This window comes from Haloplanus aerogenes (assembly GCF_003856835.1).
In the GTDB taxonomy this organism is placed as follows: Archaea; Halobacteriota; Halobacteria; order Halobacteriales; family Haloferacaceae; genus Haloplanus; species Haloplanus aerogenes.
The window spans coordinates 12,268-32,602 of sequence record NZ_CP034146.1 but is presented as its reverse complement, the minus strand read 5'-3'; the positions used below and the strand labels follow the sequence as shown (position 1 = coordinate 32,602).

The 20,335-nt window shown below is 58.9% G+C and carries 20 protein-coding genes and 1 pseudogene; 13 read left to right on the top strand and 8 right to left on the bottom strand.

Annotated features, from left to right (window positions below):
- Positions 1–32 precede the first annotated feature (32 nt).
- Complete coding sequence (locus tag DU502_RS17940) at positions 33–1,772, top strand: DUF2254 family protein (RefSeq protein WP_241966879.1); 1,740 nt, start codon at positions 33–35, stop codon at positions 1,770–1,772.
- Between the two features lie 296 nt (positions 1,773–2,068).
- Here DU502_RS17940 and DU502_RS17935 read toward each other — a convergent pair whose 3' ends face one another.
- The gene (locus tag DU502_RS17935; protein ID WP_121922145.1) at positions 2,069–3,037 is read right to left on the bottom strand and encodes a hypothetical protein; all 969 of its coding nucleotides are present in this window, start codon (positions 3,035–3,037) and stop codon (positions 2,069–2,071) included.
- An 820-nt stretch (positions 3,038–3,857) separates the two neighbouring features.
- On the opposite strand from DU502_RS17935, the pseudogene DU502_RS17930 reads away from it, so the two are divergent.
- A pseudogene (locus tag DU502_RS17930) lies at positions 3,858–4,246 on the top strand (hypothetical protein).
- Between the two features lie 5 nt (positions 4,247–4,251).
- Positions 4,252–4,581 carry a hypothetical protein gene (locus tag DU502_RS17925; protein ID WP_121922149.1) on the top strand — a complete coding sequence of 110 codons (330 nt, stop codon included), beginning with the start codon at positions 4,252–4,254 and terminating at the stop codon, positions 4,579–4,581.
- A 132-nt stretch (positions 4,582–4,713) separates the two neighbouring features.
- On the opposite strand, the gene DU502_RS18815 is transcribed toward DU502_RS17925, so the two are convergent.
- On the bottom strand, positions 4,714–5,274 hold the full coding sequence (locus tag DU502_RS18815; protein ID WP_243695933.1) for a hypothetical protein: 561 nt from the start codon (positions 5,272–5,274) through the stop codon (positions 4,714–4,716).
- Between the two features lie 554 nt (positions 5,275–5,828).
- On the opposite strand from DU502_RS18815, the gene DU502_RS17910 reads away from it, so the two are divergent.
- Positions 5,829–6,908 (top strand): transcription initiation factor IIB, encoded by a 1,080-nt coding sequence (locus DU502_RS17910; RefSeq protein WP_199722791.1) that lies wholly within the window; start codon positions 5,829–5,831, stop codon positions 6,906–6,908.
- Positions 6,909–7,102: 194 nt separating this feature from the next.
- Positions 7,103–7,726, top strand: a complete 624-nt coding sequence (locus DU502_RS17905) for a hypothetical protein (RefSeq protein WP_121922143.1) — start codon at positions 7,103–7,105, stop codon at positions 7,724–7,726.
- 14 nt (positions 7,727–7,740) lie between these two features.
- Here the strand turns inward: DU502_RS17905 and DU502_RS17900 are convergent, their stop codons facing one another.
- Complete coding sequence (locus tag DU502_RS17900) at positions 7,741–7,908, bottom strand: DUF1931 domain-containing protein (RefSeq protein ID WP_121922142.1); 168 nt, start codon at positions 7,906–7,908, stop codon at positions 7,741–7,743.
- Positions 7,909–8,100: 192 nt separating this feature from the next.
- Complete coding sequence (locus DU502_RS18810) at positions 8,101–8,325, bottom strand: hypothetical protein (RefSeq protein ID WP_121922141.1); 225 nt, start codon at positions 8,323–8,325, stop codon at positions 8,101–8,103.
- A 190-nt stretch (positions 8,326–8,515) separates the two neighbouring features.
- Between DU502_RS18810 and DU502_RS17890 the strand changes: the two genes are divergently transcribed.
- From DU502_RS17890 to DU502_RS17860, 7 genes are all read left to right on the top strand, one after another.
- Complete coding sequence (locus DU502_RS17890) at positions 8,516–9,103, top strand: hypothetical protein (RefSeq protein ID WP_121922140.1); 588 nt, start codon at positions 8,516–8,518, stop codon at positions 9,101–9,103.
- A gap of 68 nt (positions 9,104–9,171) precedes the next feature.
- Positions 9,172–9,864 (top strand): MarR family transcriptional regulator, encoded by a 693-nt coding sequence (locus tag DU502_RS17885; RefSeq protein ID WP_121922139.1) that lies wholly within the window; start codon positions 9,172–9,174, stop codon positions 9,862–9,864.
- The gene (locus DU502_RS17880) at positions 9,861–11,408 is read left to right on the top strand and encodes a type I restriction-modification system subunit M (RefSeq protein ID WP_121922138.1); all 1,548 of its coding nucleotides are present in this window, start codon (positions 9,861–9,863) and stop codon (positions 11,406–11,408) included. Before DU502_RS17885 ends, DU502_RS17880 begins: the two co-directional genes overlap by 4 nt.
- Positions 11,401–12,180: a restriction endonuclease subunit S gene (locus DU502_RS17875; protein WP_124897125.1), complete on the top strand. Its 780-nt coding sequence runs from the start codon at positions 11,401–11,403 to the stop codon at positions 12,178–12,180. Before DU502_RS17880 ends, DU502_RS17875 begins: the two co-directional genes overlap by 8 nt.
- The gene (locus DU502_RS17870) at positions 12,170–12,922 is read left to right on the top strand and encodes a restriction endonuclease subunit S (protein WP_166033726.1); all 753 of its coding nucleotides are present in this window, start codon (positions 12,170–12,172) and stop codon (positions 12,920–12,922) included. The genes DU502_RS17875 and DU502_RS17870 overlap by 11 nt, the downstream gene beginning before the upstream one ends.
- Entirely contained in the window at positions 12,915–15,950 is a 3,036-nt protein-coding gene (locus tag DU502_RS17865) for a type I restriction endonuclease subunit R (RefSeq protein ID WP_121922136.1), read from the top strand. Before DU502_RS17870 ends, DU502_RS17865 begins: the two co-directional genes overlap by 8 nt.
- 2 nt (positions 15,951–15,952) lie before the next feature.
- Complete coding sequence (locus DU502_RS17860) at positions 15,953–16,660, top strand: M48 family metallopeptidase (RefSeq protein WP_121922135.1); 708 nt, start codon at positions 15,953–15,955, stop codon at positions 16,658–16,660.
- Here DU502_RS17860 and DU502_RS17855 read toward each other — a convergent pair.
- From DU502_RS17855 to DU502_RS17845, 3 genes are all read right to left on the bottom strand, one after another.
- The gene (locus DU502_RS17855) at positions 16,657–17,190 is read right to left on the bottom strand and encodes a TATA-box-binding protein (RefSeq protein WP_121922134.1); all 534 of its coding nucleotides are present in this window, start codon (positions 17,188–17,190) and stop codon (positions 16,657–16,659) included. The genes DU502_RS17860 and DU502_RS17855 overlap by 4 nt on opposite strands.
- A gap of 188 nt (positions 17,191–17,378) precedes the next feature.
- Complete coding sequence (locus DU502_RS17850; protein ID WP_121922133.1) at positions 17,379–17,927, bottom strand: TATA-box-binding protein; 549 nt, start codon at positions 17,925–17,927, stop codon at positions 17,379–17,381.
- Positions 17,928–17,988: 61 nt separating this feature from the next.
- A complete protein-coding gene (locus DU502_RS17845) occupies positions 17,989–18,531 on the bottom strand; it encodes a hypothetical protein (RefSeq protein WP_121922132.1) in 543 nt (180 codons plus the stop codon).
- A gap of 122 nt (positions 18,532–18,653) precedes the next feature.
- Between DU502_RS17845 and DU502_RS17840 the strand changes: the two genes are divergently transcribed.
- Positions 18,654–19,328 (top strand): hypothetical protein, encoded by a 675-nt coding sequence (locus DU502_RS17840; protein WP_124897123.1) that lies wholly within the window; start codon positions 18,654–18,656, stop codon positions 19,326–19,328.
- Between the two features lie 649 nt (positions 19,329–19,977).
- Here the strand turns inward: DU502_RS17840 and DU502_RS17835 are convergent.
- Positions 19,978–20,307, bottom strand: coding sequence for a hypothetical protein (locus tag DU502_RS17835; RefSeq protein ID WP_121922131.1), 330 nt, complete (start codon positions 20,305–20,307; stop codon positions 19,978–19,980).
- Positions 20,308–20,335 lie beyond the last annotated feature (28 nt).

Sequence of the window (20,335 nt, the reverse complement as noted above, 5' to 3'; positions counted from 1 at the left end):
GTCTTGTACCAGCCAACTCGCAATTGAACTGAATGCGTAACGAGACGTTCTATAAATTCCGCTATCCCCTCGTTTTGGCGCTACTGATCCTGCCTGTCTCTGCGTACTGTTTGAATATGGATCTCTCAGCCGTCGGGACGTCCATCTTCTCCACCTTGGCAGGAATTCAGGCTTCGATTTTCGCGATCGTCTTTTCGGTGGTGATCTTAGGCGTTCAGCTGTCTACCTCACAGTATTCTCCCCGTCTTCCCGACCTCTTCCGTTCGGACACGATTTATCTACGAACAGTCGGGGTATTTGCTGTCTCGATCGGCATCAGCCTCTTAGGATTGTTCGCGTACGGGTATGTAGACGGCTTCTGGATAGAGCTGTGGATGTATTTTTCTGGACTTCTGGCGATTGTCGCGTTTGTTTCGCTCTTCGACTTCGTCGACCGTACTCTAGAACAGAGTACTCCTGAGGGAATTCTAGATCGACTGGAGGACGATCTGACTGCTTCTCAAATTATCGACCAGGCAGAGGCGTCGAGTGATGATCATCGTGAACCGGACCCGTTCCTTGTCGTATTGTCCGTCATTAATTCACAGATCAACGAACGAGATGCTGCCGCCGTCTATCTGGGGTTAGATATCATCAGCCGACGGGTGACCGAACTCTTAGCAGAGTGTTCTGTAGAGATGCTTGAAGAGGACACACCTGTCGGTGACTCACTGGAAGACCTCTGTACGAATCGACTCACCAGCACTGGTGAGACTGCTGTTGCGACGGAATTAGAGGAGGGTGCGACCGAGGTAGTGAGTACCTTGGAGACAATCGGGCAGGCTGGCGTTGACGAATCGCTGGATCGACCTGTTCTCCTCCCTGTGCAAGGACTCTCGGATCTCGTCCTCGATTTGGATTACGACGGTATCGATGAACGAGTGCGGGGAGAGGCGATCGAATCGTCGAAGGATGTGTTACAAAACGCTGCTGAGGCTGGTCTGTGGAAGGGAACGGGTAAGGCGACGCGCTACTTGGGCTGGCAGCTGGCGAACTCGGTTCACGTCCGAGACGAGAATCAAAACTACGATCGAAGGTACACAAGCGCGATCATCAACTACTTCCCCGGGATTTTGCGGGAACTCGTGGACTCGACAGCCGATGCGATTGATGACGACACTACAAACTGGAGTTCTCCCTATCCAGGACTTGCCCACGATTCGTATTCGGAAGCTCGAGCTCTCCAAGCGGTCTATATTTCGGTTGCCGAGCTCACGGGTGCATTTCTCCGCTATGAATTGAAGACAGGTGTGAATTTCCCCGACTGGGGGCATGTCGGTTACGGCTGGGTGAAGGCCGTCTCGGAGCTTTCTGATAGTGAGTTGGACTCATTCAAACAGCTGTGGATTGGTACGACACTCTATCTCGAGTACTTGTCGAACGAAACGCCAGATGGCGTTATGGAGGAGTTTAATCCGATGTTGCGTCGTGAGGTCTCGGACGACGAGATCATCGCCGTTATTGAACAACTCTTAGCAGAGGAGATTGACCCGACTCAGTGGCTGAATTTCAGACAGACGGTTGACCCGGTTGAGATGCCCCAGACAGGGTATCGATACGCATTTGACATCGATACAGATGAGTCATTCGAGGACTGGCTTAGTCATCGGCAGGACGTCTTAGCAGCCGGTATTGGAGGTGGATTTGTCGGTCAATCCGAGTTCGCGGAGATGATCCAGGAGGAAGTCGAATCAGCTGAGCAGGATACAGCCGAGGACGAAGATTCAGGATAAGTCGGTTCACTTCCTCTGTTTCGCTGGTGGCCAGACGCTCATATCGGCGAAGTGGCTCGGAGAGAAATTATATAGAACCAGACAGAACTCGCAAGTAACCTCTGTAAATTTCTCTTCTTCTCAGGCTGAGCGGTTACGCAGGTATTTCAGGTTGATTCTATAGGTTCAGCGTATCGAGCTACCTTTGATTCGATGGCTCTCACCTCCGTAAATCTCCGCGATTATCATGGGGAGTGAGGGTAGGTTACACTGTGAGAGAGGTGTCTAGGTGAGGTATGTCTGATTGGTGAGAGATCTCAGGAGTGGGTGGTGGATGTCGATGTCGTGAGGTGGGCGCGAGCGGCGTCGTCGTAGTGGCGGCCGTACCAGCCGGTGATCGTGTCGATCCGGTCGATGCCGGGACAGTGGTAGTCGGCGTCGGTGTGGCTCTGGTCGAGGTAGCGGTTGCCGACTTGGAGGCTGTAGTTCTCCGGCGTGTCGAACGGCGCGTTCGCGATCTTGCAGTCGACGTCTCCGGCCTCGTGGAGGCGGTTCAGCGTCTCGAAAGCAGTTTCTCGATTCTCGAAGATCCAGAGATGCTGTCGCTCCGGTTGTTCGGCGAAGGTCGCGAACTTTGAACGGGGCATCGCCCGGTCATGGTGGTCAGTCAGCACTTCGGCTTCCCAGGTGGTACCGTCGAGTGCTGTACTCCGAACATCCGGCTGGGCCTGCCCCTGTTCGCCGGGATATTGCTTGACGGAGCGTCCCTGCTGGCGCCAGACTGCGGAGACGACGGCCACGCCGGTACGGTGGAGGAGTGACTCGTCCCAGTCGCCGACGAGGCCGGTGTCGGGCTCGAGCTGGTGCTGTGGGAGCTCGTCGTCATCAAACAGGCCGGCGAAGAGCGTGTCCATCGCGGTTCGCGCGCTCCGGGTCGGTGTCCACCGAACCTTACGCCGGAGGATGTACTGCTCCGTGAGCCACGGCTGTGACTCCTCGCTCTGGCCGTGGCGTCGGTCGTCGACGAGCGTCGGCGACGTCGCGGGGGCTTGCAGGTCGGTGAACGCAGCTTCGTATCGTTGCTCCCACTCCGCGTCGGAACAGCCGACGAGCGTCTGGAGGTCCGGTGGACGGTGCCACCCGATGTGATAGCGCTGGTTGTCTCGCTCCAGCACGGTGCCGTTGTACCACTGCGCGATCGCCCAGAGAATATCGAGCGACGGCGGGGACCAGTCCTCGAGGATGTCGTCAGCTCGCGTTCGAGCTTCTGGCGGTGCGTGAACCATCGACCATCGCCTCTCCTAATCTTTCGAGTGCTGTGGTCTTCAAATTCCGTCCTACTCGTGAGGCGAGCCAGGCCTGTACACCGGTCGTGACTGACATCGAGTCTTCGCTGGTTCCGCCTCTCAGATGGATCGCCGGCGACAAAGCTTCGGAAACAGTGGAGGGGGGTAGATCATTAACCAACAGGCTCTGCTTTCGATTCAGATTGTTGGTTAACCCCTGTGCGTGTCTACTACCGAGTTCGGACTGTGAAGGAGTTTTCTTTCAGGATATCGAGAGGATTGCGTGTAGTACTGTCTCTCTTGTACTGAAACCCCGTCGGGCAATTTTGAGTGGGCTCAACGTCCCGAATTCGCGGGAATCGGGGGTTTCTTTCGATGTGGTCCGGGAGAGCGCGGCCATCCAGCGAGGCATTCTTGACACAGAGTCGTTCGTGGCTCTCATCGGTACTCCCCGAATTTGCTCTGTTTACCCCGTGGTCGAGCAATTTTAGCGAAATAGTGGTGAGGCGGCAGCTCGTCGAGGTATTTTCTATCGACTCAAATCGGCCCGACGGGATTCTTCTGCGATTTGAGTGCGTTATTCCGCCTTGCAAATCGCGGGTTTCGTCCAAAGAAAGGGGCGATATGCAATGTGCGAAGGCCGCCGGCTCTCTCCGGCCGAGGGGCCATCTGTGGAGTCCTGACTTCCAAGATGTATCAGTTTGAGAGAACAGTCTCGTGTACTGAGTCACCGAGGTAATTGTCGTCCTAACGACCTGCTCGGGGTATCGGGATCGGGTCCTCGACAGCGCTGTCTGTGAGTTCGTCTCGTGGGGCCCCGATGTTGATGACGGCGGCGCGCATCCCGTGGGATATGGACTGTCCTGCGTGCGGTGGCCCGGTCTCGCACGAGGTCGGGCCGGACCGACCGCCGTCGACGTCACTGTCCGACGCAGTGCTCGATGCTGCTGAAGACGAGCGGCTCGACGTCGTCCGGACGTGCTGGGACTGTGGGTGGCAGGAGGAGCGCCGGCTCCGCGTGGAGGCAATCGAGACGACCGCCGGCGATGCTGACGCGATCGAGCGACCCCCCCCCTTCTAAAAGAGATTACCGATGAACTCGCAGCCATCGAGGCGCTCGGAACGCTGGAGGACACGCTCGCGGAGGTTCGTCGACAGCGACGGCTGGAGCCAGCGGCGGAAGACACGAACGAGAACGCGACGGAGTGAGTATGATGACCGACGCTGAGCCCCTCTATGACGTTCGTGAGCGCACCGGGAACCCCGAGCATCCATCGGTTGCTGACGTCGTCGACCTTGTTCTCGAGCGATCAGAGAACCCACGGGTGGACCACCAAGACGCCCACCTGGACGAAGCGATGGCGACTGTCGTCGACAGATATGGCTCGGAGACTATTCGGACCGTTATCCATCGGATTCTCGTTGAGGAGTATCCGTTTCGAACTGCTACGGCGGACCTCGACGTCGACAACGTCGACGGCGTCCGAATCGGGACGGCGGCCGGCCAATTCCTTGCAGAGCTGAACGCGCGACAGGACGATTGAGATTGAGTCCTGCCGCAGCGTCCGGGGGATGCTTCTGACAGTGCCGACGGTAGCGTTGGTTGTTAGCTAATCCTATAGTGATTCCTATAGCAACGAATATGGCCATCTACCGCGATATCCCCTGTCTTCGTCCTACAACAGGTATGGGGCATAGGGCCCGAAGGCGATGAGCAGTCCACTCAGAACGTGGGGCCACTCGTTCGACAGCTTCCAATTCTCGATCAGCAGATGCAGGTACCACATACCGACCACGAGCAGGAGGCCGGTCGTCTGGACGACGACGAACGGAAAAGGCTCGACCAGCTGGGGGATGACGACGTCAATTAGGAGGCCAGCGCCGACACCGACGCCGAGAATAATCAGGAGCGCCCGTTCCTTGCTCTGGAGTGTCTGCCGGCTTCGAAACGAGATGTCGCTCGTACTGTAGGCGAAGTGCGTAATCATCCCGGCGGCAACCCCCTTCAGTGCCATCACCAGCAACTGTCGTAGCTGCGTAAATCCGTCAAGCGACGCCAGAAGTTGGTCCAGGGCCCGAACATCGACGAGCGCAACGAGGACGACGATGGAGCCAATCCCGAGCGGCCAGACGTGTTCGGGGTCGATGTACTCACTGTCCGCAGCCCACGACATAATCGCATCATACAGGTCAGACATTCGGGTGCCGATAGCCAGCCCGCAATTGTAAAGCATCATCGTCGAAAGCCCTCGGCCGCTCGACGTCCCGCGACCGCCCCTGCGCGCCTCGTCCCTGCGGTGCTTGCGGGGTCGGGGGACGACCGAGGCGGCCGCGCCCTTTCTGAGTCCGCCAGGTAGCGGCCTGCTTCCTCATCGACGACATCGGCTGTCCGGTGTGTCTCGAACGGCTCGCGCCGCGCGCCGCTGCCGCCCTCCGCGTCGCTCGCGACCGACCATTCCGGGCATGCGGGCGCTCTCCGCACCGCCCGCGCCCGTTCCGGGCTAAAGTGAATGTGCCCTCGACGCCAGCGGGAAAGCGCGGGGGGTTGCGCGGCGTGGCTGCTCACCCCCCGCGCTTTCTCCGCTGGTCGCTCGCTCCGGGCGGGTCGGCGCGCGGCGCTGGTTGAGTCCCTCCGTGCGGGCGCGCTCTCGCTCGCGCCCAGGAGGGCGCTCGCGAAGGCGCGAGCGAGAGCGCGCAGACGGCTCTGTCGGTCGTGACGTCGAGGAAACCCCGTGCTGGAACACGGGGAGTCGGGCGCTGTGGTGAGCGCCTTCAGGTCTGACTAAGACCAATGTTGAGTAACAACGCGAGCGAAAAGACGGTTTCGGACGGACAGAGTACGACCACCGAAGAACGCGGTCACGAGCTGACGGTCGAACACGAGCCGTCGGGGCGATCAACCTGTCCGGAGTGTGAGGGCCAGGTGATCACCGAAGACGAGCAGTCGTTCTGCACGGATTGCGGGCTGATCGTCGCCGACGAGTGGGTCGACCTGAGCCCGACGCTGAACGACTTGGGCCTGGTCGGAGACGCTGACCAGAGCATCGAGACGGTGGACCCGCTGCGGACGGACAAGGGCCTGCACACGAAGATCGGGAGGAACACCGACGGTCGGGGTAATCCCCTGAGCAACGAGCAGTGGGAGAAGATCCAGCGCCTCCGGAAGTGGCACAAGCGGATGCAGTTCGGCGAGAAGCGCAAGCGGACGAAGCGGCTCAACGAGGGGCTGCGGGACGTCGAGATGATCGGCGGCAACCTGAGCTTGCCGGACCACGTCGTCAAGATGGCGGCACAGTTCCTCCGGAGCGCCTCAGAAGCGCGGCTGCCGGGCGGGCGGATGGCCTGGGAGGCACTCGCCGGCGGCGCCGTCCTCCTGGCTGCGCGAGCCTCATCGGTCGACCGGGACGAGATCGATGTCGCGGTCGCGACACACACCAAGGCGCCCCACGAGCGGGTGTGCGCTGCGGCGCGGAAGATACGGTGCGAATGTGGGTTCGAGGCGCCACTCATCAGGCCCAACGCCGTGATGGCGGTCGTCGACGCGCTTGATGACGACGCCATCCCTGGGGCGCGAGCCGTGCGGACGTGGCGGCTGGCCCAACACCTGATGAAACTCGGCGATCAGGTGCCGGTCGGGCCGGGGACGCCACGGTGCACCGTCGCGGCGTCCGCGCTGTACGCGGCGGATCGGCTGCTCTCGCGCAAGCACCTCACCCAAGAGCAGGTCGCCGCGGCGGCGAGCACGATCGTGCCGACGTCCCGAAATCGGATCGCGCGGTACAGTCGGGAGCTCGTCGACGCCTACGAAGCCAAACACGGCACCGACGACCCGGGTGTCGGCCTCGAGGCGGAACGGGACACCCTGCGCTGAGCGGGACACTCCCCCGTTTTATTGGCGACCTCCGCCCGTGGACGCCCCTCCACCCCACCCACCGCTCCGTGCTCGCTCCCTCCGGTCGCTGCGCGCGCAGCCACAACCTCACTAACACCAGAATGTAGTCTCGTTCACGTCGGTGGAGACGGTGTGTGGTTTGTCGCGTCCAAGAGGGCCGGAGTGAGAGACGAATGAACTCTGTTCCATCGTACACGGTCGATAGAGAGACCGCAGCGACCCTCCGAGAATGGTTGTTCGAGAAAGCCGTCGAGAAACACGGCGAGTCCGAGATCTCCGAGCCACTCGCCGAACTGGCGGCCGCCATCGACGGCGTGCTCTACGAGCAGGCAGAAGCCGTCGAACTCGGTGCGTGGGCACAGACGGATCCTCTGGGGCACCGAGACACATCACACGTCGACGGGAGCTCAGTCGAGGAGCCCCGATCAGATGACGCACGCGAGCCAGCCGAGTCTGCTGCTCTCGATATGGGTATCAGCAAGTCAGATCACATCTACGACACGCTTCCCGATTCGGCCGGGCAGCTCAATCACGAGCAGTCCACGACGAACCGGGAGCAACCGCCGACAGCAACGCCTCACGGCAAGACGACACCGGCAGCGAACTCCCGGATACGACGGCAACAGCACCGTCCGTCAGTTCGGTATCATACCGCGTACGAGTGTTCCGTGTGTCGGAACGTTCGTGAGTTAGAAACCTCGCTCCGAGTCTGTGCGTTCGTCGATGAGTGTCCCAGCTGCGGAGCGGTCGCTCGCTTTACTGCAGGCGGGATTCCCACGCCGCTCAGAAAGGACTGATCGCAACGCGTCGGTTACAGATCGCGCGGCTGGACCGTCTTCCGGTCGTTCGCCTCAGCTCGTCGTGCGGCGTCGTCGAGCAGTTCGGCGACTTCGTCGTCCAGCGCCTCGTAGAAGTCTGCGGAGACGTTGTTGTCGTCGAGTGCGTCCTTCACGGCCGATTTGACAATCAGGTCTGCCATACACCCCAGTTCAGCCATCGCTCACATAAACGTAGATATTCTCCCTCGGATTGTCGTCGCTCTTCGGGGATTACGAAGAACAAGAGGCTGAATACGGCCCGTATCTTACCAAACATCAGAGGGGATACTGCGCGGTGGTGTTTGGTAAGGTTTCTCGAAAGTTCGAATGGCTATCCTCGTGAAGACGGTCGTTTACGGCGGGCGAAGATCGCGCCATCGGACATCAACTTCCGTGTTATCCTCCAGCTGGACGCGGTACAGCATCGTATCTCGAACGTCGCCCGTGACCTCGCCGGCGTCGTCTTCCAGGATCGCAGTGATCTCGCCCCGACAGCCGTGAAGCCGGTCATGGTCTGGATCCGTCTCGTCAGGGATATCAATACGAACGGCATCACCAATCTCGAATCGTCGAGTCATCCGCTTTGGTATCTATTCTCTGGTGAGCAGTCAGATAGAGATGTGGATTTTCTGCTACCGTCTCCTCGACGTCGACACTAGCGATGACCGATTGATGCAAATATATCAAGTCACATATGGTAAACAACTCTCTACGAACCCACTACAAGAGTAATTTTTATAGCGTTGCCATTCAATGTGTACAGATACAATGTCATCCAGCGCATCTAACGGCGGCACGCACACGCACCACATCCGATCGAACCTCGACGGTCTCGAGGACCTCTTCACCTTCCTGGTGGCGGTTCCCGAGGCTCTCGAAGACCAAAACGCGCGCATCGAGGGACTCGACGAACGGATCGAGGAAGGCCTCGAAACGGTCGAGGGCCTCGAGCGTGCGTACGAGTCGCTCCTCGCGAACCTCCAGGAGGCAGAGGCGGAACTCGACGAGCAGCAGGCAGAGGTCAAAGCACTCCGAGAGGAGGTCGACGGCCTTCGCGACGACCTCGACGCTCTCCGAGGTCTGTATTCGGACCGTGTTCTCGACAAGGAGGACGCGCACGTCAACGCCCAGAAACGGGACGCCACCGACATCGTCAACGTCGGTGACACCCGGACGGTCGTCGTCGACGACACCGACTACGACGACCCGCGCGACCCGAAGGCGGTCGCCCATATCGAAGGGCTCGTGACATTCGTGCCCGCGCCCGAGAAGGACCTAAGCGAGGGCGACGAGGTCGAGATTCGCATCTCCGACGTCGGCGAGAACCACGCCCAGGCCGTCCGCCTCGAGGGGTAACTGGGCCGCTCAACAGCCGGCACGTGCCGCCGTAGCCGCTGGCTGACCTACGACCACACCAACCATCTATGCCATCACCGGCCACACTCCTCACACCACGTGAGGGACGAACCCAAACCGACATCCTCGGCGAGTTAGCCCGTGCGCAATTCGACGAGGGGGAGCAGCTCCGCCAGCGGGAACTGGTGGACCGACTCCCGCACAGCAAGGGTGCCGTATCGAACAACGTCGGGAAACTCGCCGATACCGGTCTCGTCGTACAAGAGGACCACCGCTACCGCATCGACGAGGTCGCACTGCTGGACCTGTACCGCGAGCACGTCGATATGTACCTTGCCCGCGAGCGCGCAGACGGGCCGTTCGACGACGAACTCGACGCGGTCAACGACCAGCGCACCGAAACCAAGCGACAGCTCCCCGATCTCTTCGCGGAGAACGAGCTGCTGGTTTCGGTGCTCGCCACGGCGTTCATCGACTCGACGGGAGCTAGCCACCTCCGGACGGTCCCCGACGTGTGCCATCATGCCGATGAACTCGTCCAACACGCGGCCGCCCGCATCGTGACGAGCGAGACGTTCAGCGAGGATGCCATTCACAACGCTGACGTCCGGACACTCCTCCGGCTCGCCGTCGTCCTCGATCGGACCCGCAACGGGCTTGCTCGGCTGGCTGCCCGCGAGGATGTCCTCGCGGAGTACATGCCAGGCAACCCGCCCGCACAGATCATGCTAACCGCCCTCAACGAAGATTCCACACAATGAGTTCCGACACCACCCCGACCCTCGACGATCTGGATCGCTACCTGTTCAAGTGCGCCGACATCATCCGCAACACGGTCGACAAGACCGACTACAAGGATTACATCCTGCCGTTGGTCTTCTACAAGACCATCAGTGACACCTACCAGGACAACTACGAGGAGCTCCTCGAGGAGTACGACGACCCCGAGATCGCGAGTGACGAGGCGTTCCACGACTTCGTCGTCCCCGAGGAGTACCGCTGGGAGGAACTGCGCAAGCAGAACGAGCGCGTCGACGAGTTCATCAACGACGCGTTCAGCGCGCTCGAGCGCGAAAACGAACCGACCCTCGACGGCGTCTTCCGTGCGGACTTCCGTCGCGCAGACGCGCTCACTGACACCAAGCTCGCGAACCTCGTCGAGCACCTGAGCACCTACAACCTCAGTACCCACCGCGTCCCGCCGGACCTGCTCGGGGAGGCGTACATGGACCTCGTTCGGCACTTCGCCGACGAAGAAGGTCGCGACGGTGGGGAGTTCTTCACGCCGCCACACATTACCGACCTGATGGTGCGGCTGCTCGGGCCGTACACGGACGGCGCCGAGATCCACGACCCCACGGCCGGCTCGGGCGGGATGCTCGTCCGTGCGGCCCGCTACGCCGCCGAGGATCCCGACAGCGGCGACCCCGACGGGTTCCGACTGACGGGGCAGGAGGTGAACCCCGACATCGCCGCCATCGCTCGGATGAACCTGTTCATCAACGGGTTCAGCGAAGACGGCGAAATCCGACGTGAGGACTCCCTCAGCAGTCCGCAGTTCACCGAGGACGGCCGGCTGGAGACGTTCGACTACGTCCTTGCGAACTTCCCGTTCTCGGCAGACTGGGACAAGGACGGCCTCCGAGACGACAAGTACGGTCGCTTCAGCTGGGCTGAGGACGGCAAGCTCCCGCGAGCCGACCGTGGTGACTACGCGTTCATCATGCACATGATCGCCCAGCTCGACGAAACCGGACGTGCCGCCATCGTCATCCCCCACGGCGTGCTGTTCCGTCGACACGAGTCGAAATTCCGCAAGCCGATGCTCTCGCCCGACGGGGACGGGATTCCCGGCGTCGATCACGAGATCGTTGAGGCCGTCATCGGGCTCCCGTCGAATCTCTTCCAGAACAACTCCATCCCGTCGGCCATCCTCGTGTTGAACAAGGACAAGCCCGTCGAGCGGCAGGGACAGGTGCTGTTCCTCCACGCCGGCGACAACTACGTCGAGCAGTTCTACCGGGAGCTCAGCAACCAGAGCGAGCTCACCGAGCAGGGACTCGATCACATCGTCGAGAACTTCCGATCCTGGGACACCGAGGAGCGGGTGAGCCGCGTCGTCGACGTCGAGGAGATCGCTGCCAACGACTACAACCTCAACATCGCGCTCTACGTCGACACGACCGAGCCACGGGAGGAGATCGACGTCGCCGAGGAGTTGGCGGCGCTTCACGACCTCAGAGCGGAGCGTGACGACCTCGAGGCGCGGATGGACCAGCACATGGAGGTGCTCGGCTATGAGTGATCAGTACGACCTCGAGCAGTTCGCGAGCGCCGACAGCGGCGACGAGCGCCGCTCCGAGGAGGAGGAACCAACGGAATCCAGCCCGGAGGACCACGGGACCGCTCGCTTCCCCTCGCTCCCGACCGACTGGGAGATCAAGCGTCTCGACGAGGTCGCGACGGTGCAGGGTGGGAGTACTCCATCGACGGACAAAGACGAGTACTGGGGCGGCGACATCCCGTGGGCGACGCCGACGGATCTGACGGAGCTGCAGGGCAACACCATCAGTGACACCGAGGACAAGATCACGGAGGCCGGGCTCGAATCCACGTCGACGCACGTGCTGCCGCCGTACTCGGTCCTCCTGACGTCGCGTGCGTCAATCGGGAAGTGTGCGGTCAACACCGTCCCGATGGCGACGAATCAGGGCTTCCAGAGTCTCATCCCCGGGGAAGAGGTGAACACCTGGTACCTCTACTACGTCATCACCGAGATGGCCCCGTACCTGGAGAGTCTTGGGGCGGGGAGCACCTTCTCAGAGATCAGCAAGCGGGAAGTCCAGCGTGTGCAGATTCCCGTGCCGCCGATGGAGGAGCAGCTGCGGATTGCGGGGATCCTCTACGACACAGATCAAGGTATTTTCAACACACAGAGCATGCTCGATGAGCAAGAAGTCATCCGGAAAGGGGTCGTTCGCGAAGTCCTGACCGAAGGAACCCGTGAACACCAAGACTTCAGGGATCCTCTACGACACAGATCAAGGTATTTTCAACACACAGAGCATGCTCGATGAGCAAGAAGTCATCCGGAAAGGGGTCGTTCGCGAAGTCCTGACCGAAGGAACCCGTGAACACCAAGACTTCACCGAAAAGCAGTTTGGATCTATCCCCTCTGATTGGCCGGTTGTTCGGTTAGGAGAGGTTCTAACGGACTCAAGGTATGGAACTGATGAAAAGTCCCACAGCGACGGTGAGGGATATCCCACTTTGAGGATCCCCAACGTCGTTCAACGTCGGATTACAGAAGACGATATAAAATATACAGAGTTGAGCGACTCTGCTGTTGAGAAATTAGCGCTTCAAGAAGGTGATCTCCTCATCGTGCGTACCAACGGTAACCCCGACTACGCAGGGCGCTGTGCCGTATTTGAGGAACGAGACGAGACGTACGTGTTCGCATCGTACCTGATTCGTCTCCGGTTCGATGAGGACCGTGTCCATCCCAAATATGTCCGAGAGTTTCTCAACTCTAGCTTAGGCCGTGTAGAAATGAATGGGTGGATTCGAACCTCTGCAGGCAACTACAACCTGAGTATCGGGGGTATTGAAAAAATAGAGATTCCACTACCACCTTTAGAAGAGCAACGCGAGATCGTCGAGATAGTGGAAACTCTCGATGAAAATCAAGAGAGTACCCGTGAATATAAAAATCGGATTTCGAACCTGAAAGAAGGCATTTCACGGCGCTTGGTCTCAGGAGACGTTCGGATACATAGCGAAGTAGACATCCCTGATGAGGTGCGTGTCGATGTCTAAGTTACCGAGCGAGGCTGGCTACCAACACGATGTCCTCGGGTGGCTCGAGGAACTCGGTTGGGAAGTTTATGGTCTCGACGGTGAGTACGGGGGCTCTCGCTTGGATCGCGAGTACAACCGTACTGACAAGCGGGAAGTCATCTACTGGGACCTCCTGAGCGAGTGGCTCGTCGAGAGTGAGATCAACCCCGAGATCACCGAAGACAACGTCGACGAAGTGCTGAACTCTCTCCAGCGGGATCTCAACCATGACACGCTCGTCACCGGGAACCGAGACTTCCACGAAGTGCTCACGACGGGCAAGAAGTTCACGCTCCGCGCCGAGGGGTTCGTCACCGACCGCGACGAGGACGGCGACGTCGACGTCATCTACGTCGACCTCATCGACTTCGAGAACCTGGAGAACAATCGGTTCGTCGCGGCCGACGAGTTCCAGGTCGACGGGCCGAACGGGCGGATCCGTCCCGACGTGAATCTGTTCGTGAACGGCATCCCCCTCGTGACGATGGAGCTGAAATCCATCGCGGAGGACAACGACTTCTACGACGCGATCCGGGACCTGCGGAACTACGAGGAGAAGCGGTCGCGGCTGTTCGTCCCCGGTCTGTTCAACGTCGCCGCCGACCAAGGCGAGTATCGCTACGCCGCCGTCGGCGCGCCGCAGCGGCTCTATATGCCCTGGCGGAACGCCCCCGAGCAGTACGCCGTCGAGGACAACGAACCGAAGCAGGCCATCCGGGCGATGTGCAACCGCGAGACGTTGCTCAACCTGCTGAAAAACTACGTCTTCCACGAGCGCCAGCCCGGTGGCGACGCCCGGATCATCCCCCGGTACATGCAGTACTACGCCGTCGAGGAGATCTTCGATCTCATCCGGACGACGGACCACAAGCGAGGACTGATCTGGCACACGCAGGGGAGCGGCAAGTCGTTCACGATGCTGTTTGCCGCCCGGAACCTGATCCAAGGGGCGACGCTCGGCGATCGTGCCCCGGTCCTCGACAACCCGCAGGTTCTCGTCGTCGTCGACACGGACGACCTCGAGTCCCAGATGGAAAACCAACTGAACGCGCTGAATTTTGACCGGTTCGACGTCGCCCGGTCGGGTGCGCACCTCCAGCGCCTCCTCGAGGAGGGCCGGAGTACGCTGGTGCTGACGACGATCCAGAAGTTCGGGAACGTCGACAGCGACGTCCAGGGCAACGACGAGACAGTCATCATGTCCGACGAGGCCCACCGCTACATGGAGAAGGACCTCGGGACGAAGCTCAACGCCGCCCTTCCGAACGCGTATCACTTCGGCTTCACCGGCACGCCGGTCCGTGAAGGCGACCGCGATACCTTCCGCAACTACGAGATTCCCGACAGCGAGGACCCCTACCTCCACCGCTACTCGATCAAGGACGGGATCGACGACGGGCTGATCCTTCCCGTCCACTTCGACATCCACGAGATCGAGTGGGATATCGACAGGGCAGCCCTCAACCAGGCGTTCGACGCCGAGTTCGACCATCTGGACCTCGACGAGAAACGCGAACTCATCCAGGAGTACGTCACCCAGACCGAAATCGCTGAACTCCGGTCGCGGGTGTCGGCCGTCACCCGCTCCATCGACGAGCACTACCGCGGCGTGGAGGAGAACGGCTGGAAGGGGATGGTGGTGACGCCGAGCCGGAAAGCAGCAGCGCTGTACGGCGAGGAACTGCTGAAGTACCGGGATCCGGAGGAGGTCGAGGTTCTCTACACGTCGAACGATCCCGGCGCCGGCGACGAGTCCGGCCCCGGTGACAAGAAGCTCATCAGCCAGTTCCACACCACCCCCGAGGAACGGAGCGACATCATTCGTCGGTTCAAAGACCCCGACGAGAACCCGAAACTCGTCGTGGTCTGTGATATGCTGCTGACGGGGTTCGATGCGCCGGCTGTGAAGGCTATGTACCTCGATCGGAACCTGAAAAATCACAAGCTGCTCCAGGCCATCGCCCGGACGAACCGGCCGGCCGAGCAGAAGAACAACGGCCTCATCGTGGACTATCAGGGCGTCTTCCGGAACCTAGACGAGGCCTTCGAGTACGACGACGAGGAAGTCAAGGAGATGGCCGCGCAGCCGCGCGACGAACTCTTCGAGAAACTCGAGCGGAAGATCGACGACCTGCTCGGTCTGTTCGAGGGGATCGAGCGCGACGACAGCCAGGAAACCCTGCTGGAGTGTCTCTCTCGCGTCAGCTCCCATCCCGAGAAACGGGATTTCAAGCAGGGGTTCCGTGAGGTGCGTGATCTCTACGAAACGCTCGAACCCGACCCCGACCTCGAAAAGAAGGGGATCCGCGACGACTACCGGTGGCTCCTGACGATCTACATCGCCTTCCGCCGGAACAACAACCGGGACGAGTCGCCGGAGGACGAATTCCGTGCCCAGACCCAGAAGATCCTCCAGGAGAACGTCGACGTCACCGACATCAAACGCGAGTTCCCGATCTACGAGCTCAACGGCGAGGACCTCGAAGCGATGCTTGACCTCCCCTCGATGGGGGCAAAAGCCAACGCAATCGAGCACGCGACCCAGGCGCATCTCCAGCCGCGTGTCGACAGCAATCCGCAGTACGAGGAGTTCGGAAAGCGGGTCGAGCGGATCATCACCCAGCGACAGAACGGGTCGATCACGGATCCCGAGGCAGTCGAACGACTCACCGAAGTGAGCAACGAGATCCTCGAGTTCGAAGAAGAGCTGTCCGAGCAGGGGCTCAGCGATGCCAGCTATGCCATCTACCTGACGCTGGACGAAGAGTACGGCGACGTCATCGCCGACGAAGAAACGGCCAAAGACGTCGCACAGGACCTCTGGGAAGGCTTCGAAGAGGAGATACAGACCGACTTCGAGGGCTGGGAAACGCGCGACAGCACCCGGAAGGCCATTCGGAAGATGATCATTCAGCGGTTGATCAAGAAGCACGGGCTCAGTTCCCTCGCGAAGGACGACGAGTTCCTTGAGGAGACGATCGGATATCTCATCGAGAATGCGGAGTAACGATGCCTGCTATCCACGTCTTCGACGAAACCATTCAGTACGACGTCATCGAGAGCGACGACGCCACAGAGCCGCGGATCGACGTCGACATCCACGGCGTGCGGATCATTCTTCCTGCAGGATCGGAGATCGAAGCCGAGACCGTCGCCGACGAGAATGCTCAGTGGATCTTGGACAAGTGGCGTGAATACGAGACCCATCGACAGCGCGCCCCAGCGCGGTCGTTCGAAGAGGGTGAGGCATTCCCGTATCTCGGTGACGAGCGCCGGCTCTCGATTGAGACAGCTGATCGAGCTCGAATAACGCCAACGACCTTTGTGCTCCCGGCGACAGCGGTCGACGAACGAGGCATCAAAGACGTTCTCGAGGAGCTGTATCGGCGCGAGGCACGGGAGTACTTCCAAGCTCGTATCGACCACTACGCCGCCGAGATGGATGTCGACCCCGGACGTCTTGAACTCCGAAATCAGCGAACGCGGTGGGCTAGCTGTTCTGTCCAGCGCACACTGAGTTTCAATTGGCGCTTAGTGATGGCTCCACCCGACGTGATCGACTACGTCGTCATTCACGAACTTGCTCATCTTCGCGAGCGGAACCATACCCGTCGCTTCTGGCAGCTGGTTCGACAGTACGACCCGGACTACGAGCAACACGTCGAGTGGCTCAAAGAGAACAGTGTTCGGCTGATTTTCACCGAAGAGGACCTCTAGCCGGGGGATTTAGTCAGATGGTCAATGGCCTCCTGAGCGGTACGCTTACTCATCGTTCCGCCGATGATGATCTTCCCGCTGGAGAAAATGAGAAGCGTCACCTCGAAGGCTGGAGGTTTGTAGATGAGTGCCGGGAACTGTTCCGGTTCGTATTCGGTGTGTTCGAGCCCGAGTTCGATCATTAGCCGTTCCAAATCAATAGACCGGTCCAGATTCTCCATGAAGACGGCCGTTCGTTGTTCGAACGAGTACTCGGGAACCTCTAGGCCGATCTCAGCAAACACCTCCTGAAGTCGGGCCTCCGCTTTCTCCAGAGCCGCTTGATTCTCGGCACCGCGAATCTGGAAGCTTCCACTGCGGTAGAACAGATAGGCAACACCCTCCGGCTCTAAGCGAACCGTGATCATTCCGGAGTCGCTGTAGCTCGGGTTTACATCGTACTCAACTGCCTCCTGTAGAGCGTCGACGAACACATCGAGATCCAGCTCGCGACCGAGCGAGCCCGATCCCATCGTACTAACTATCTCCATCAGTCAGGTTGTCACCTACTTCTCCTACCGACTGCTTATGTATTGTTGAATCACGAGGTAGCCCCTGAGGACAGAAACGGCGCAGCCGTGACTCTTTCTTACCTAACATTAGTCGCTGTCTTGGATACAACTGTTTGGTAAGACAGTCAGTGAAGAGCCGATCCACATCGCATTTCGAGAGGGGCCATTCAGACGACGGCTTGAATCCGCCCTCGGAGATCGTCGACCGCTTCGGAGACGGCCTCCAGATCGGTAAGTCCAGTACAAAGCAACTTTCCGCTCGCGAAGACGAGGATCACGTGGTCCGCTCCACGATACATCAGCGCTGGGAACTGCTCCGGCTCGTACTCGACGGCATCCATCCCCAGCTCGAGGGTAAGCAGTTCCAACGGAATCGGCGAGCCGAGATCGCTCGTCGCCACGATATTACTGATTTCAGCCGCCGGCTCGTACTCGAAGTCCAGCAGCTCACGCATGACCGCATTCACACGGTCGACCATCGTTTCGAAGTGTTCGATGGACCGACAGCCAGCAATCGAACAACGTCCCGTCCGATAGAAGGCGACGTACGTGTCGTCGGGGGCAAAGCGCGTCTGTAACCAGTGGTTGTCGGCCGGTTCGTAGGTGACATCCGTGATTTCGTCTCGCTCTTCGAACGTCTTAGCAAGCGCCGCGAGGTCGAGTTCCTGCTGATAGGTGATCATCCCGACGACGTTGGCGACCTCGAGCTCCGTCACTACCTCGTCGTAGACAGTACCAGGGCAAAAGTCCGACTGGTATCGGCCGAAGCAGAGATTCCTATTTATTATCGTTAGTTGCGTCGAGATCGATTTCCCCTTCTTCAGCCATTTTCTTAATCTCCTCTCGTATTTTTTGGGTCATTTCATCGGCGCCCTGATCCGATGCCTCCGGATTATACGTCGCTTCATCTTTCGGGGGTTCCAATGGTAACTGTGTTCTGAGACGGCTCCACGCGTCGGAAGGAGAATCGCCCTGTATGCGTTGAAGTTGTCCTCTTGCAGAGGGTGGCGACAGGAGTGGAGCTTGTTCGTGCTGTTGGATTAATCGATGTAGTTCAATGAGCTGCTCTCCAACAGAATCAACGTACTCTGAGAGCCGTTGCTCGAATGCTTCTGTATCCACATCAGTTGAATCGACGAGCGTGGTATATTCAGAGGGTTCTGTAAGGAGGTACGTGGCAATGTACAGCTTCATTGCAGTCTCATAGGCATCACCCAAAGGACCGCGAATTCCATCGTGGCGGTGTTTTACAACATTCCGGAAATCCTCCTTCAGATCCTCATCAACCTGGACGCCGATCTGCTTCGTGCTTTCTCCCATTAGGGGGGCCAACAACCCACAACTACAAAAAAGTGGCCATAGTATTAGTTTTAGCCACCCCTAATCTAAACTTCCGACATACTTTTACAACTGGCGTGCTAACGTGTCTCACGAGTATAGTGATGCACGACCAACCCCCACTCAATCAAGCAATCCGTGAACTGGGTGGTGAGAACCCAGGGAGTGCCTTCGACAACGTATTCCTCCTCCGATTCATCGCTGATGCATTCGAATATCAGGACACTAATCCGGAGGACGTCACGGAGACAAAAAGGCTAATCATCGTGGTGGATTACCTCGATGTTGTTCTCGAAGAGTATCGTCCACCCGTCTCACTCGAAGGGTGGAAAGTCGTGGATCTCAGTTACAGAAGTGACGTAATCGACAAAAGTGGGGGCTTCGGAGGACCAGACGCTAATCCACAGACTTTCGAGGAGTCCTGGAGAGAACGTCTTCATACGTTCTTCCACGAGCGAAAAAACGAACTTTCAGATTCAAGGACACAAATTTGTACTAAAAATCAGGCCATACGGCAGATCGCAGATAGTGTTGTGGGTGAACGGGCTCTCGCACCAATGATTGATGATGACGCGCGTGAGCGTATCCATAGGTACGAACGGGAGACGGGGAAGGCAGCTGATGAATTATTGAGTGTGCTGAAATTGGCAGTGTACGCCGGTCCAGTAGCCCCATCCGGAGATATTGAGGTATGGAAGCAGAGAGCCATAGCTCATATGAAATCGGATGCTGATTCTACGTCCATAGCAGAACCTAGCCCGAGCGAGTTCTTTCCCTAAGATAATACGCTATAAACTAAATTTAGTCGCAATCTTTATTACCCTGGCCGTGCCATGTGCTAACACGAAAGAGGTGATCCACCACGGAAGGAAGTCCCCCAGTACCAGGGGAACAGGATGGTCAGATCCGCTTCCCGGCGGCATAGGGACCGCCGGCGCACCAAGTATCGTGCCTCGCTGGCAATGAGGGTTGTCAGCGAGGATGACCGGTCCTTGGGTCGTGTCCTGCTCGGAACGCCCTATCGTTCCGTGTAGTGCAGCGCTTCCACACTAACCGTGCGGAAGGTGACATACTGTACATACTCATACAGTATATACCTTCTGCCGGCCCTGCACCAGGCTCAAGCACACCAAATAGGATAGAACACGAACTTGCACGAACAACTGTATCGTCCGCTAGCCATGTTCAACTTGGTGTTCGCGAAGCTGTTCGCGATCGCAGCGCTGGTCTCCAGATTACATCCGAGCGCAACGCAAGGAATGTTAATTTGGAACAGCCTGCTGATGATCGTGTTCAGCTTCCTGAGCACAATGAGTTGGATGCTCGCGGGGTGGAAAACCGAGACTGACGACTAAACAAAACCCAACGTAGTGCCCTAGGAAGGGCTGAGGTATCGTACGCAAACTACTTTTCCAATTTTTTGGTCGTTCACACCGGAGCAGTCGCATAATTCACCAAGAATCCGATGAAAAAGTAGAGAAACGCAGCACCGATGGCCCCGCCCTTGATGGACTCTTTGACACCCTGTAGTAGCCCCACAGAAGCGATCAGAGCAGCAACTAAGTCAATAGCTATCGCCAGCTGAGATGTCGGAGCAACGGTCATCACGCCGGCATAGAGGAAACGTGAGAGTTTGTTGGCAGTCTCTACAGTATTCGGCGACCCACCGAGTGAGAAATTAATCGTAGAGAGAAACAGGGCAGTAAACAGAAAGAATGCTGCCAAGCCCCCGGTTTCAATAGCTTCCTCTACGTTCATATCATCGATATCCGGCTCCGGAGACGTG